The sequence below is a fragment of the Laceyella tengchongensis genome, assembly GCF_900182735.1.
In the GTDB taxonomy this organism is placed as follows: Bacteria; Bacillota; Bacilli; order Thermoactinomycetales; family Thermoactinomycetaceae; genus Laceyella; species Laceyella tengchongensis.
The window spans coordinates 25,074-39,011 of the sequence record NZ_FXTU01000011.1 but is presented as its reverse complement, the minus strand read 5'-3'; the positions used below and the strand labels follow the sequence as shown (position 1 = coordinate 39,011).

The following is a 13,938-nucleotide window of genomic DNA, read 5'->3' as shown; positions in this document are numbered from 1 at the left end:
TCACGCGTGCCGTGGCTTACCTGGAAAAGTTTTTTCCGCCACTTCTCCCTATTATCATAATTTACCAATCATACCCTAGTCGCAAACGGTCAACAACCGCCTCGCTTCCCCATTTCTCCGGCGCGCTCTTTCGCCCGCAATACCGCCATCTTCATCGCTTCAGCCACATCAAATCGGCGCAACACTTCTAGCCCCGCCATCGTCGTTCCACCCGGTGAAGTGACTTCACGGCGCAACTGCTCGGCTTCTTTGCCGCTTTCCATCAACATATGGGCTGCCCCCAGCAGGGTTTGCACCGTCAGCTGACGGGCTGTTTCAGCCGGCAAGCCAGCGTGCATCCCCGCTGTCTGGAGAGCTTCGGCCATATAGTAAATATAAGCCGGTCCGCTCCCGGATAGGCCAGTGACAGCATCCATAGCGCTTTCATCCACCCGCACCACGGAACCGACACTCATAAATATGCGCTCAGCCATGGCGAATTGCTGTTCAGTCACCGCTTGCCCCCCACAAAGAGCCGTGGCGGACAGGCCCACCGCACAGGAAGTGTTCGGCATGGCCCTGACGACAGCAACCCCGTTATGAACAAATTCCTCAATGGTTTGCGTCGTAATTCCGGCAACAACCGAGATTAACAACTGCCCCGGGCGAAGGCGATTCTGCCAAAAGGTTAGCGCCTCCTCCGCATCTTTCGGTTTCACCGCCAAGATCACAACGTCCGCAAGTGCCACATGATCTATGGTTTGCTTCGCTGCCTCCAATCCGTACCGCTTTACCAACGTTGACATGCGATCGCGATCACCGCGATTAACCATGGAAACTTGGCTGCTGGTGATTTCACGTCGTTTAAGCAATCCCTCCAAAATCGCCTCTGCCATCGCTCCCGCTCCAATAAACCCGATTGCACATTCTTTTAACATCTCGGCCCCTCCTTTAAAAAAATAAACAACCCTCTTATGTCCCCAAAGGACGAAAGAGGGTTGTTCTTCCGCGGTACCACCTTTGTTGGCGCACGGCTTCCATAAATGCGCCCAACTCCTGCGATTCACATCGCATCCTGATAACGGGATGGCTCCCGATCCGGCTCTTCACCGGCAGCATCGGAGGATGGGTTCGAACAACCGGACTGGCAAGGCCTTTCAACCGGAGGGCCTCGCTCTCTGTGCAGCCGGATCTGCTCTACTGGTCCTCGTCATCGCGTTTAACCGAAGTAATTTTTTAATATTATGCGAAATGGTCCGCTGAAAGTCAAGCAAAACCTTGGTATACCGAACCCCGAATAATCATGCAACTGCGCGGATAATCCATGCAATCGGTTCTTCGTTTACCTTCTATTTTCACACATCCGGTTGCCATCGGCAAGAAATGACCTCATCATTTTTATCGATGAATCCCTTCCGCCCCGCGGTAAAATTTTATATCACTTTTTATCCACCAAAGGCTGAAATGGGCTAATTTACAAACTAGACACGGTTTCATATAAAATAAAAAATCGGATGTTTAATGAATTTTAAATTGAAAGCGCATTCAAAGTGTAGTATTCTTAATCCTATATAGGTATCATTAAAATGTGAAAGGGTTTGGATCAAAAAAAATCTGCCTATGCTGGTAGGCAGACGATAATAAAAAAAGAAAATTAACCCGTTTGTCCATGTGAATAGGATGAAACCGCGTAAAGTTCCTTTTCCAAACGTGTAGAACAGCCATTGGTGTAACCAAGGTGCTGGTAAAATGGAAATAACTTTTCCGTTCCTTCATCCACCGTGATCCAAATCCTTTTAACACCTTTTTGCAAAAAGCGTTGTTCCAATTCGCGCACCAACATGGTGCCAACTCTGCGCTTTTGGTAATCGGGATGAACCGCCAGGCAATAAAAGAACCCCGTATGACCATCGATAGTGCCCACTATGGCTCCTACTACTCTTCCATCCGGCGCTTCCGCTACGATGACCAAATCTCGGTCATAACCCAATTGCTCAGTCAACACTTGCAACGTGTCTTTTTCTTGTTCATGAGATGCGGTCATTTGCCAGATTTGAGAGACATCATGGGCATCGGCAAGTTGAAAAGACCGTAGGCGCATAAAGTTTCTCCTCCAATGGGGAATTATACATCTGTTTGGCTTTTCTATTTTAACTCAAGATTGATTTCCTTTTCAATCCGAGCCTAGATGGAAGGATTATCTAGAGCATGACAGCATCAGCTCTTTGGCCGCCTTCCACAGCCAGGGAACATAACATGCCAAAGTCAAACCCAATAAGACTGAAAATGTCGACAATGACCAGTGAACGACAACCGAACCAGCCAAAAGCAAACTCCATACCAACAGAGACCACCAACTCAACCAACGGGAAAAGCCCGGGGTGTAAAACATGGCAGCGGTATAGATAAACCCGCCAATGGCCAAGCATGATGGGGCAAACACGGTGGCAAGGTGCGAGAGCAAGTCGTCCCACTTATTGATATGGCTTAACAACGCGGAGGTCGGCATGTGAACGAAATACTTCATCAATGCGGGATACAACACCATCTGAATCACATAATGGAGCGCAAGTGCCGAACTGCCGATCAACTGTATCAACCAAGCCCAATGTAGAATGAAGCGAAATTGTTTGTTCAACGCGAAAGTCAAAATGCCGAAAGAACAAACCAAACCCAAGCTAGACAACAGCATGCTGGACCAAGAGACTGTCACTAGCCATTCATTTTGCACAACAAACTGGGTACGCATGAGCCAATCGCCACGCAAAGCGTGAACCAGCACAAACAACATGAACAACCCTGCCAGACCATGCAAGCAGGCCGAACTTCTCAACACCCAAGCAAACCACATGCGCCTTGCGTTTTGGGAAGTTGCCGCCAGCACACTATTCATCTGTGGGAGTCGCCCTGCCATGTATTCCCCCCTCCTCACCCCTACCAAGGCCTATCCTCTTTTTTTATTTTAACCTACACCTACGAACGTTTAATCATTTCACCCTAAATTTTTTCATTTTTTAGATTCGGATAGTGGCTTGATTTATCACGGAAACGCCCTCTTTTTGCCTTAATTGTTCCATCAACTGAAACAGGGCACCATCTTTCTGTTTTGCTTCAATCATAACATCCAGCCGATCCGTGTGCGTTGCGGCTGCCTTCAGAAAAGGATACAAATCATCTACTTCCACATAATCAGCATGTCCGCGTGCATCGGTCTCGCTTTTGGGGCTGGAAATGTGGATCTTGGGGGGAAATGGCTCTTTGGCCCAAGTGGCCACAATCCTCGGCCACAAGTCTTCCTCTTTTTCCCCATGATGGTTGAGGCGGTGGTGGTGAAGGTCCAGCACCATGGGCACACCCACTGTTTCAGCGAGATGCAGCGTCTCTGCCGCCGTGTAAGTCGTGTCATCATTCTCCAAACAGAGGTGCGCTTGGATCCTCGCTTCCAACCGCTTGAAGTTGCCGAGAAACCGCTCCATTGAATCCTCCTTGTTTCCATACACTCCCCCCACATGGATGTTGCATTTGTGCCCGCTATGTAAACCCATCGCTGCCAGCATCTTAACATGGCGGATCAAATCCTTGTATGAAGCGGCAAACACCTCATTGTTTGGTGTGTTGAGGACAGTGTAGTGTTCGGGATGGAATCCGACCCGCATCTGATGGTCCTGCACCAATTGCCCGATCTCTTTCAACTCCGGCAAGAGCGCCCGAACAAAGTCCTGCCCTCCGACTAACGCATGCCCTGCCAGCGGAATCAAGCGGGACGAAAATCGGTAAAACGAGATGTCATGCGCCAAGGCGTGATACAAAATCCGCTTCGTGTTGGCAAGGTTCTCTTTGGCAATGCGAATGATTTTCTTCATCGCCAATTGCGGCTGCCCTATCTGCTGAAATGCCTTCACCGTCATGGTTTTGGAAGGTGAAGCGTTTTTCACCCGACTACTCATGGCCACAAAGCCAAATCGCACAATCATTTGCCATCACCCGTCATAGTATGTCCCTTCCGCCCGCTTGCCACGCGCCGGGACGATGAAACAGGCCTTAACTGGGATGGGTGGCAACCGGCGCTGCGGCGTTCGCTAAAGATAATGCTTTTTTCAGCGCAAACGCTTTGTCCAATGTCTCTTGGTATTCGCTGTCCGGATCAGAATCGGCGACGATGCCCCCGCCCACATGAAAATAAGCCTTTCCCTGATGGCATACGATGGTTCGGATCACCATGCTCAGATCAAATGTCCCCCGCACATCCAGATAGCCAAGCCCCCCGGAATATATGCCGCGTGCTCCCGTTTCCAATTCGAACAGGATCTCCATGGCTCTGATTTTGGGCGCCCCCGTCATTGAGCCGCCAGGAAAAGCCGCTTCAATCACATCGACGGGCGAACGTCCAGCCGGCAAGATGCCCTCAACGGTTGACACCAGCTGATGCACGGTGGCATATGACTCCACTTGTAGCAACTTGGGGACGCAAACCGATCCCGTCTCACAGACGCGCCCTAAGTCATTGCGCACCAAGTCGACGATCATCACATTTTCGGCGCGGTCTTTGGGATGGGTCGCTAGATCACGAACCAACTTCTGGTCTTCTTCAATGTTTCCTGCGCGTGGGCGGGTACCTTTGATCGGCCTGCTTTCCACAACCCGCCGCTCATCCATTCGCAAGAAGCGCTCCGGCGATGAAGAGACTACCGCCCATTCCCCCAAACGCAAATAAGCAGAAAACGGAGCGGGATTAACCCTACGCAAGAAGGTGTAAAGGTGGTATGGATCTCCTGATAAATCCGTTTCCCATTGATAGGTATAACATGCTTGGTATATTTCGCCACGCCCAATATACTCCTTGATCTTCCGAATCCGTTCACGATATGCCACCGGTGTGACCGCACTACGAAACGCCCCCATCTGCCCACCATTGGCCGTTTCGGGTACGGTCAGGGGATGAAACGGCTCCTGCATTATTTCGCGCAATTTGGCAACCCACGCCATCACCCTGCGCTTGGCCGCAGCTGGGTCCCCTTCATACAGGTGACTAACCACCGCTTTTTTCTCTAGATGATCGTATATAAGCACTTGGTCGACAAACATCCAAAACATCTCTGGCGCTTGAGTGGGATCATATTGATGAACGGGCACCCGCTCCACATAGCGGTTGCACTCATAGCCCACATACCCAACCCAACCGCCGACAAAAGGGAAGGGGCAATCCATCTTAAGGGCGCTTTGGTTCTCCAAGACGCGCCGCAACGTGGCAAAGGGTGACTCCTCGCTAAACTGTTCCTCTCCCTCCGCATGACGCCATTCGGTTTGTCCATCCACAGTGGAGAGAATTTGGCGCGGGCGCCCCCCCATCATGGAATAACGGCTCAGTCCATCAACTAATCGGGAACTGTCCAGCCAAAACGCATACGGCTCATCTCGATACATTTTTGTGAAGACTTGCTCCAAATCAATCGGAAAAGGAATTTCCTCCATCAGCCAGTTCATTTCATTTCACACGCCTTTCTGCACAGTCTTCTGCGTATGTTTTGCGTTTTCCCTCCCATACTAAACGGGAGGTGATACCCTGTGTATTATGGTAGAACGTTTGACGAATTAAGCATGGTTCCGCTGTCGCAATGGACGATGGAAGAATTGACCTACCACCATTTCGTGATGTCCCAGCTGTCCCCGTTGATGAATGTCCAAGGAACCAGCCTACACCATGATCTCATCGGGGAGATCGAGCAACGCGGAGGTCTGGCCGCGATTCAACCGGAAGACCCTCACGCATGAACGCATGAAAAAACACCCGGATTGACCGGGTGTTTCACATGAAAGCAAAGTAAAAGGGCGATCAGTTTCCCGTTTTAGACAATGGTTCGGTCTGTTGGGTCGGGTTCACTTTCACTTGTGTAAATGTTTCCGGGGGAGCTTGCACTTTCTTCTTGGTTACCTTCGCTCCCGGTGCTGTGTAAGTGTAAACGGTCAGATAAGGACCAGCCATTTTGATCTTGATCATCACGGGCTTGTTGAGATTGTTTCTGAATTTGAAGTCGGGTCCTCCCCAAGAAACGGTCGCATCCCGGCCTTTAGGTACATAGGTGACTTCAGCGCTGTGGTGGTTCACTTGCAACATCTTCAATCCCGCCTCATCCACGCTGTTGTACAAGGTGGATGACACTTGACAAATGCCGCCCCCAATCCCTTCTGTGAATTCGCCCTTTACGATGACGCCGGCGGTTTTGTAGCCGCGCGCAGTTGTGCGCTCACCGACGACTTGGTTGAAGGAAAACTTCTCACCAGGCATGAGGATAATGCCGCTAATCGCTTTGGAAGCGAGTCGCATATTGATCGTCCGGTTCACATTTCCGGGATCAAACTTCGTCCCATATTTGCCGATCAATTTTTTGTCGACATTTTTAATGTCCTGTGTTGTCACCAGCGGCTTAAGGGTGATCATGGGAATAGGCTGCGGCTTGTTGATCAAAGGTTTCAGATTCTTTAGCCACTCTTCCACCTTTTTCACATCGACCTTGCGCCCGTCTTGCTCTGGTGTGATCTTGCCCCCAATCCGGCTAGCTTTGGCGTTTTTCGGCTCCACATTTACTTTTTTCTGAACCGAGTCCAGCCACGTCCGCAATTGATGCTGATCGATCGTGTTTTCATTTTTGCCGTCATAGCCAATGGTGTTCAAATCAAGCTTAAACGATTGCCCATCCAAAGTTAATTCGAAGTAATTGGGCTTTTGAATCGGCTGTTCCGCTTTGGGGTTATTGGTTCCCGCAGAAGTCTGCTGTTCGTAGGCGAAAGCGCTAAAACCAACTACTCCGGCGATCACCATCGAGGAAACGATGCCCATTACCAACAATTTCTTGGGTCGCGGTGTGGTACGAATTTCACGCTTCACCGATTTGAACACGCCTGTGTCGTCCGTCACAGCGGCAGTTGCATCAGCTGGAGCGGGTTCAGGTTGGCGCTGCACTTCGGCCTTTTTCGACTCTTCTTTCTCCAGATTGGCGACTTCCTCACTGAAGTCCACCATCATGGACGCCAGGGGATGCGGTTCCTGCTTAGGAGCGATTTCGGCCTTGGGTGCTTCCGCTACCGGAGCGTCGTTATCCGGCTTCACTTCCCCTACGGGTTGCGTGGGCTCCTCCGCCGTCACCACTTGCGCTGCTTGCTCCGGTTGATCAGGCTTTGTTTCTTGTGCCTCAGGTGCACTTTCCTGATTTTGCTCCAATATCGGCGTTGCCTTGTTCTCCGTGTCCCACTGGCCAAAAATCTTGAGCTCCATCGTGTCAAAGGCACGGTCGCGGTCAATCTCTTTGGTTTCTGCCGGTTCTGCCTCATCTTTGGCGGCGGGCTGGAAAGCGGTTTCGTCCCCTGTCACCTCGGGTGTTTGCTCTGCCGCGTCATCCTTCGGCGTCGTCTGTTTCACTTCCGCATCACATTCGGGAGATGCGGCTTTTCGCTCGTCACTTTCTTGACCTGCCGGCGATTGCAATTCTTCTGCCGCGTCCTTCTTTCCCTCAGGCAACTGCTCTTCGATCGGTTTTTTACCTTCCACAGACACTCTCTCCCTATCTGATGTGTAAATCAATATAAGAAACATCGTTTTGAGGCGCCAAACTGTTGCCCATTCATTTGGAAATCATATGAATAATTGCAATGCTTTACGGTAAACGTTTGAAAAAGGTTTATCTTTGATCTGTTGAGCTGACATCCATGTAAGCGCCGGGGACGCGATATCATTTGCTCGCTTCACATCTCCGCGTAACACTGTCACCTTCCAATGCTGATGGCTGAAGATGTGCTCAAACTTCCCCGCTATCGTTACATTCGTAACGTCCAGACCATTTTTGTCACAAAACCGGCGGGCTTCACCAAAGGGATCCTTCGCTTCGGCTAAGTGAATGGTTGGCAATCCCCACATGCCCGCAAGCAGTCCTTCATCCGGCCGTTTCTCAACCAGGGCTCGCTGATCCTGCGCCAACCACAACATCACCATGTCCATTCGCTTAGGCGGTTTGGCTTTCTTCTTGCGCGGCAGTTCTTCCTCGATTCCCTCTGCATATGCATTACAGACAGACTGCAGGGGGCAGAATAGACATTGTGGCGAAGACGGCGTGCAAATGAGCGCTCCCAATTCCATCAAGGCTTGGTTGAAGTCGCCGGGAGCATCTTCCGGAATCAGTTGCAAGGCAATGTGCTCCATTTTTTTGCGGGTAGAAGCTAGCGCGATATCGTCTGTCAACGCAAACAAGCGAGAAAACACGCGCATGACGTTGCCGTCTACCGCCGCCGCTTTTTTATTGTAGGCGATGCTCAACACGGCACCGGCAGTATAAGGGCCAATTCCCTTCAGTTTGGAAATGGTCTCCAGATCATCGGGCACACGGCTTCCATAATGGGCGGATACTTCCTTCACCGCCGCATGCAAATTTTTCACGCGCGAGTAATACCCCAACCCTTCCCAGGCTTTGATCACCTGCTCTTCCGGTGCTTTAGCCAAATCGTCCAGCGTCGGGAACTGTTCAATAAAACGCTGAAAATAGGGGATAACTGTATCGACACGAGTTTGTTGGAGCATGATTTCAGAAACCCAAATCTTATATGGATCCTGATCCTTCCTCCATGGCAGATCCCTCCGATTGCGGTTGTACCAATCAAGAAGCTCCCGCCCAATAATCTGAACCACTTCCCCATCTATGGTGAAAACATCTTTTTTTACCAATACCTTTGCCTCCTTAATACTTGTTCACCGGCAAAGTCTAAGGAAGTGTAAGCGTCAATCTCTTATTTAAAAGATTGGTTATATACATCATACACTGTTATTCCAACCAAAGGATATAGACAGATTTTAAACATTGCTCATGATAACGGGCTTATCGAAAAGAAAAGGGGAAACGGGCGACAGGAGACAGGTTGAATGAGGTTCCAACGGGGAAAAGACCCGCCTCCGTCGCATGAAGAGGTAGCTTCATTTTGGGATTGCCAGCCGCCGGGGTTAGACGTCTTGGCGAGGAGATGCGGAGAGCGAACGATCATCAAACAGGCGGAAAATCCACGAGCGGACTTTGCCGCGCCCACCTTTAATCCAGGGGTCCATCGCATGGCCCCAGCCATGTTCTAGCGCAGTGCGCATGCGCTTGACAAGGTTGGCCTGTTCCCATGTGAGCACTTGGATCATTTCAACAATGAGGCCCGGCTGATCACAACTTTCCCCTCCGTGGTATGACGCAATTGGAATCTGGTCCTTCATCTCTTCACGCAGGATGCACAACGCTTGGGACACTTCGTCCATGGCCTGTTTATCAACGGCATATTCGACAAAAACGATATACAACAACTTCACTCCTTTTCAAGGAAGTTTTCACCCATTGACTCGTAAAATCTGTTAGACTTTTGTAGAAGTCTCTGTCAGTCATTCTGACGATCCTCCATGCCCAGCCATTGCGCACCAAACGGTTTTCCAGCATCAACAAACCCAAGGGTGAAAGCTTCCTTACCGGGAACAGCCTATCAAGCGGGAACCGGACCAAAGCGAGCGGACCGGGCATGTCAAAAGGAATGGCATGGCACCTGGCTCCATCCGTTCCCATCGCTTCCTGATCAACCCGTCAAGGATGCAAGCCGCAACCTTTTTCAATGAGAAAGGGTTGCTGTTCCCGACGACAGCATGTCAATCCATTTTCTAAAAGGGGGATGGTGAATGGATACGGTTACGCACTTTGTCATGGGTATCGGCCTCTTTGGCTTGGCCCACCTCGATCCCGCCATCGGCGCTAATCCAGACACCTCGCAAGCGGTTCTCTTTGGAACTGTCATCGGCTCGCAAATGCCTGACTCCGACACGATCTTCCGCTTCCGAGGCAACGCCACCTACATTCGCCAGCATCGCGGCTTCAGCCACTCGCTCCCGATGCTATCCATCTGGCCCAGTTTCATCACCGCCGGCCTGCATTTGTTTTGGCCCAACGCCGATATGGTTCACCTGTGGTGGTGGACGTTCCTGGCTGTTTTCATCCATATATTTATCGACCTGTTCAACTCATACGGCACACAAGCAGGGCTGCCTTTCACAAATAAGTGGATCGCTTTTCATACATTGGCTATTTTCGATCCCTTCATTTTTGCCATCCACTTGGTCGGTTTTCTTTTGTGGTGGCTGTTTCCAAACCAAGTCGGCTTTCTCTTTCTCGCCATCTATGCGGCGATCGCGGTCTATATCGCCATCCGGATATGGATCCGCCGAAGATTGGCCAGTGCTGTGCGGCGCGATCTCAACCGCAACGGGCGCTACACGCTGATTCCCACCGGCAATTGGTTTCACTGGAAGGTGATCGCTGAGTTTGCGGAGGAAGTCCATCTGGGGGAAATCCGCGACCAACAATTGTTATGGACCGGCAGGATCTCCACCAAGGGTTTGCAGCATCCGGCAACCCTCCATTCGAAAAAAGCAGAACCAATCGCAGCCTTTTTGGATTTCACTTCATATGGCTATCCCGAAGTTCGCAAACGCGCTTATGGATATGAGGTGAGATGGCTAGATGTTCGTTACCACTCCAAAAAACATTTTCCTTTCTTGGCCGTCGCTTTGCTTGACCACGAGTATAACATTATTTACTCTTTTGTGGGGTGGATTAATCAAGAGCAGTTAGACAAAAAAGTTAAACAATCCTTGCCGTCTAGTTGAGGCGTGTCCGACGGGCTGGGGCGGTTTGCCGCCCCCCTTGCCGCGGAAGGGACGGAGGAAAATAAAAGCGCCCCAAACCCTTGGCATACCATCATCGGAGGTGCAACTCTTTTGATTTGGGAACAAGCAACCTCAACAGCCTTGGAGCAAAAAGTCTCAACCGTGAGCAACCTCGCCGCGGAGACGAAAACCCTGTTCACCAAAATTATTGAAGATCCTGTGCAATACATCCTGCTGCCTGTTGGGGAAATCACACTAATCATCGTACTCACGATCGTTGCTTTGCGCTTTATCGATCGACTGATCGACAAAGTGTTTGAATTAAGCCGCATTGAGAGCAAAAAAGCTGATACCTTGCGCAAATTGATCAAATCGATCGCGCGGTACGGCATCTATTTCATGTCCGCTCTGACGCTTTTAATCAATCTCGGCTTTGATCCCCTGCCGGTGTTGGCGGGTGCCGGAATCTTGGGCTTGGCCATCGGATTCGGTGCCCAAAATCTGGTACGCGACATCATCACCGGATTTTTCCTCATTTTCGAAAGCCAGTTGGAAGTCGGGGATTTCGTAGAGATCAACGGCCAAATCAGCGGCAGGGTCGAAGAAGTGGGCTTAAGAGTGACCAAAGTCCGCGAATTCAACCAGCGTCTCCATTACATCGCCAATGGAAACATCACGCAAGTGACCAACTACAACCGCGAGCAGATGCGGGCCATAGTGGCAGTCACGGTGCCATATGAATCAGATTTGGCCGCGGTCAACCAGGCCTTGGAGAAAATGTGCAGTACCATCGCCGAGCGCTACGCGTCCCATCTGATCCAACCACCCGAGATCATGGGCATCACGCGTATTGACCAGACCGGGGTGGAATTCACCGTCACCGCGCTGAGCGAACCAGAACAACACTGGTCCCTTGAGCGGGAAATGCGCAAAGAAGCGGTGATCAGCCTTCATCAGCAAGGGATTTCAATCGCCTATCCGCGTAGCGTGGTCTACAGCCCCGAACAGCAAATGCAGGCACAAGTCCCCGCCAAAGTGAATAGTTGACCTTCTCCCGGCTTGATCGGGGCAGGCGGCAACGATTGACACGACAAAACCCCGGTCGAGAAACCCGACCGGGGTTTTCAAATGTGCATTAAAATAATGTCCGCTCCATGAGCGCCAGCACCGCGACGACACCCACAGAGATCATGATCCACAAGGCCGTGGATTTGAGATCGCGCATCAGCACGCCATGCTCATCCACCGCGGCAACCCGTTTTTCTTTGACTCTCTTCTTGGCCAACCGGGAGCGCCTCCTTTTCATCTGCATTCATTCATGATGATTCTATCACATTTTGTTCAACCCTACTTCACATTATCCAACGAATCCCACAAATAAAATGTCACATAACTCCGATAAGGTGCCCAGCTTTCCCCCCATTGCCGCACTTCTTCTTCCCCCGGTTGATGATCGAGGCCGTAAACGCGCTTCAATGCATTGCGCAAACCAATATCGGCTGCCGGTAACAAATCGGGCCGGCCCAACCCGAACAACAAAACACATTCCACCGTCCACCGCCCGATTCCCCTAATCGGCAACAGGGTGTGCAAAACCTCTTTGTCACTGAGGGACCACAATGCTTCTAGCGGCAATTCCCCATTTACCACTTTGCGGGAAAAATCAATGATATATTCCGCTTTGCGCCGATTGAATTGCAACGCTTGCAACTCCTCATATTCCAAGCGGGCCACTTGTTCCGGTGTCGGAAATAACACCCACTCCCGCCCGCGGAACACCGCTTTGCTGCCGGCCAGTTCCTGAAACCGCTGGATCAGCGTCGCCGCAAAAGAGACATTGAGTTGCTGGCCGATAATCGTTTTGACCACGCACTCATACAGGCTAGGCTCCAACACAAAGTGCAACCCTTCCCGCTCGGCGATGACGGGAGCCAAGACAGGGTGATCCCTCATCTGCTCGTAAAACGGCGTCAAATCGACTTGGGTGCTGAACATCCGGGCCACCTTACGCTTTAATTCTTCCGCTTCTCCTTCAGCAAGATTCCCCTCGATTTCCACCCGTAGCGCTTTTTCCCCAGCAGGCGGCCCCACCGTGCACAGGAGCGGGCCTCGCGAGCCGTGGATGGTGCGGGACAACTTATCCCCGTCGGCTACGAAACTAGTCTTCTCAAACGTGCGCAACCGCTTAGTGGTCAGTTCGAAAGAATAGGGATAGATCAATGGCAATTGGAATTGCATTAGGAATAACCCCTTTCCCACACTGAATCGGCCCCGCCACAGTGCGATAAAATCGCTTATCCGATATGCACGGCATTCGCCATCACGGCTCAGCCCAGCCTCCATCTATCTGGCGGGCCGATCTCCGTCTACCGGACTCATCCATACCTTTTGCTTGTGCCCCATCCATTTACCCATTTTCACATGATTTCAAAATCATCGTCACTTATTGTTCAGAACACGCCCCTTTCCAACCGGGAGATGCGCGCTATAATTTTCTCATAAATAACAGCCTGGACGGCTCCAGGCTACGCACCAAATCCACAGCGGACGCTGAAGTTGCATCATCGATTGACCAGTCAAGCCTTCCGTCACTCGACCAATTCGACACGGACATTCCGCTTGACACCAAACGCCCGCGCTTCAGCCACGCTGTTCATATATAAATCAATCCGCTTGCCTTTGATCTTAGAACCGGTATCCTGCGCGATCCGGTAACCAATCCCTTCAATGTATACACGTGAGCCGATCGGGATGACTTCCGGGTCCACCGCAATCGTCACACCTTCATTGACGGGTTGGCCACTGGAAGTAATCCCGTATCCAGGCTCGCCTACATGTTTTCCTGTTGACTCCGGTCCCGCTGTGTAAGCGGTGATCATAAATGAACCTAACCCTTGGCCCCGCATCAGCACCGGCACGTCTGGGACAGGGGCCTTTTCTTCATTCTGTGGGCGTTCAGACACCGTGCGGGGTGTTCCCGGAATGCGCAACACTTGGCCAATTCGAATCAAATCAGGGTTCGCCAAGCGATTGGCGCGTTGAATGGCAGCAACCTCCACCCCGTGTTTTTTCGCCAATTTGGTCAGCGTGTCACCTCGCTTCACTGTGACTTCGATGAACGAATTGGCGGCTTCTGCCCGTGGCCCTGCCATCCATGGCAACACGGCCATGAGCAAACACAAGGCTAACCCGCTAGTAACTTTTAAAGACTTCTGCATACGTAAAGATACCCCCTCTCGCTTTCATAGATTGCTAGAGTTGGTATCCAGTGTGGACGGAACCTG

Annotated in this window: 14 protein-coding genes; 3 read left to right on the top strand and 11 right to left on the bottom strand. The window is 51.1% G+C overall.

Going from position 1 to position 13,938, the window contains the following annotated elements:
* Window positions 1-89 precede the first annotated feature (89 nt).
* From proC to pabB, 5 genes are all read right to left on the bottom strand, one after another.
* Window positions 90-917, bottom strand: a complete 828-nt coding sequence (proC, locus tag QQZ12_RS15580) for a pyrroline-5-carboxylate reductase (RefSeq protein WP_106343222.1) — start codon at window positions 915-917, stop codon at window positions 90-92.
* A 716-nt stretch (window positions 918-1,633) separates the two neighbouring features.
* On the bottom strand, window positions 1,634-2,080 hold the full coding sequence (locus QQZ12_RS15575) for a GNAT family N-acetyltransferase (protein WP_102991421.1): 447 nt from the start codon (window positions 2,078-2,080) through the stop codon (window positions 1,634-1,636).
* A 96-nt stretch (window positions 2,081-2,176) separates the two neighbouring features.
* The gene (locus QQZ12_RS15570) at window positions 2,177-2,893 is read right to left on the bottom strand and encodes a hypothetical protein (protein ID WP_102991420.1); all 717 of its coding nucleotides are present in this window, start codon (window positions 2,891-2,893) and stop codon (window positions 2,177-2,179) included.
* A gap of 100 nt (window positions 2,894-2,993) precedes the next feature.
* Window positions 2,994-3,953 carry a UV DNA damage repair endonuclease UvsE gene (gene uvsE, locus QQZ12_RS15565; RefSeq protein ID WP_102991419.1) on the bottom strand — a complete coding sequence of 320 codons (960 nt, stop codon included), beginning with the start codon at window positions 3,951-3,953 and terminating at the stop codon, window positions 2,994-2,996.
* 67 nt (window positions 3,954-4,020) lie between these two features.
* Complete coding sequence (gene pabB / locus QQZ12_RS15560; RefSeq protein ID WP_284724646.1) at window positions 4,021-5,463, bottom strand: aminodeoxychorismate synthase component I; 1,443 nt, start codon at window positions 5,461-5,463, stop codon at window positions 4,021-4,023.
* An 81-nt stretch (window positions 5,464-5,544) separates the two neighbouring features.
* On the opposite strand from pabB, the gene QQZ12_RS15555 reads away from it, so the two are divergent.
* A complete protein-coding gene (locus QQZ12_RS15555; RefSeq protein ID WP_102991417.1) occupies window positions 5,545-5,751 on the top strand; it encodes a cytosolic protein in 207 nt (68 codons plus the stop codon).
* 61 nt (window positions 5,752-5,812) lie between these two features.
* Here the strand turns inward: QQZ12_RS15555 and QQZ12_RS15550 are convergent, their stop codons facing one another.
* The 3 genes from QQZ12_RS15550 to QQZ12_RS15540 form a co-directional block, all read right to left on the bottom strand.
* Window positions 5,813-7,525 carry a VanW family protein gene (locus tag QQZ12_RS15550; RefSeq protein ID WP_189318956.1) on the bottom strand — a complete coding sequence of 571 codons (1,713 nt, stop codon included), beginning with the start codon at window positions 7,523-7,525 and terminating at the stop codon, window positions 5,813-5,815.
* A gap of 84 nt (window positions 7,526-7,609) precedes the next feature.
* Entirely contained in the window at window positions 7,610-8,692 is a 1,083-nt protein-coding gene (gene mutY / locus QQZ12_RS15545; RefSeq protein WP_223248012.1) for an A/G-specific adenine glycosylase, read from the bottom strand.
* A gap of 273 nt (window positions 8,693-8,965) precedes the next feature.
* Window positions 8,966-9,304: a hypothetical protein gene (locus tag QQZ12_RS15540; RefSeq protein WP_284724645.1), complete on the bottom strand. Its 339-nt coding sequence runs from the start codon at window positions 9,302-9,304 to the stop codon at window positions 8,966-8,968.
* 366 nt (window positions 9,305-9,670) lie between these two features.
* Between QQZ12_RS15540 and QQZ12_RS15535 the strand changes: the two genes are divergently transcribed.
* Window positions 9,671-10,654 (top strand): metal-dependent hydrolase, encoded by a 984-nt coding sequence (locus tag QQZ12_RS15535; protein ID WP_284724644.1) that lies wholly within the window; start codon window positions 9,671-9,673, stop codon window positions 10,652-10,654.
* A gap of 111 nt (window positions 10,655-10,765) precedes the next feature.
* Window positions 10,766-11,701, top strand: a complete 936-nt coding sequence (locus tag QQZ12_RS15530; RefSeq protein ID WP_102991413.1) for a mechanosensitive ion channel family protein — start codon at window positions 10,766-10,768, stop codon at window positions 11,699-11,701.
* 88 nt (window positions 11,702-11,789) lie between these two features.
* Here the strand turns inward: QQZ12_RS15530 and QQZ12_RS15525 are convergent, their stop codons facing one another.
* The 3 genes from QQZ12_RS15525 to QQZ12_RS15515 all read right to left on the bottom strand — a co-directional run bounded on the left by QQZ12_RS15525 (window position 11,790) and on the right by QQZ12_RS15515 (window position 13,872).
* Window positions 11,790-11,939: a hypothetical protein gene (locus tag QQZ12_RS15525; RefSeq protein ID WP_189318955.1), complete on the bottom strand. Its 150-nt coding sequence runs from the start codon at window positions 11,937-11,939 to the stop codon at window positions 11,790-11,792.
* 62 nt (window positions 11,940-12,001) lie between these two features.
* Window positions 12,002-12,892, bottom strand: coding sequence for a DNA-3-methyladenine glycosylase family protein (locus tag QQZ12_RS15520; RefSeq protein WP_189318954.1), 891 nt, complete (start codon window positions 12,890-12,892; stop codon window positions 12,002-12,004).
* Between the two features lie 350 nt (window positions 12,893-13,242).
* Window positions 13,243-13,872: a 3D domain-containing protein gene (locus tag QQZ12_RS15515; protein WP_284724643.1), complete on the bottom strand. Its 630-nt coding sequence runs from the start codon at window positions 13,870-13,872 to the stop codon at window positions 13,243-13,245.
* Window positions 13,873-13,938: the final 66 nt, after the last annotated feature.

Excerpts from the sequence above, each read along its gene's own strand:
- proC (WP_106343222.1), bottom strand. The coding sequence starts at position 917 with ATGTTAAAAGAATGTGCAATCGGGTTTATTGGAGCGGGAGCGATGGCA.
- QQZ12_RS15575 (WP_102991421.1), bottom strand. The coding sequence starts at position 2,080 with ATGCGCCTACGGTCTTTTCAACTTGCCGATGCCCATGATGTCTCTCAA.
- QQZ12_RS15570 (WP_102991420.1), bottom strand. The coding sequence starts at position 2,893 with ATGGCAGGGCGACTCCCACAGATGAATAGTGTGCTGGCGGCAACTTCC.
- uvsE (WP_102991419.1), bottom strand. The coding sequence starts at position 3,953 with ATGATTGTGCGATTTGGCTTTGTGGCCATGAGTAGTCGGGTGAAAAAC.
- pabB (WP_284724646.1), bottom strand. The coding sequence starts at position 5,463 with ATGAACTGGCTGATGGAGGAAATTCCTTTTCCGATTGATTTGGAGCAA.
- QQZ12_RS15535 (WP_284724644.1), top strand. The coding sequence starts at position 9,671 with ATGGATACGGTTACGCACTTTGTCATGGGTATCGGCCTCTTTGGCTTG.
- QQZ12_RS15520 (WP_189318954.1), bottom strand. The coding sequence starts at position 12,892 with ATGCAATTCCAATTGCCATTGATCTATCCCTATTCTTTCGAACTGACC.
- QQZ12_RS15515 (WP_284724643.1), bottom strand. The coding sequence starts at position 13,872 with ATGCAGAAGTCTTTAAAAGTTACTAGCGGGTTAGCCTTGTGTTTGCTC.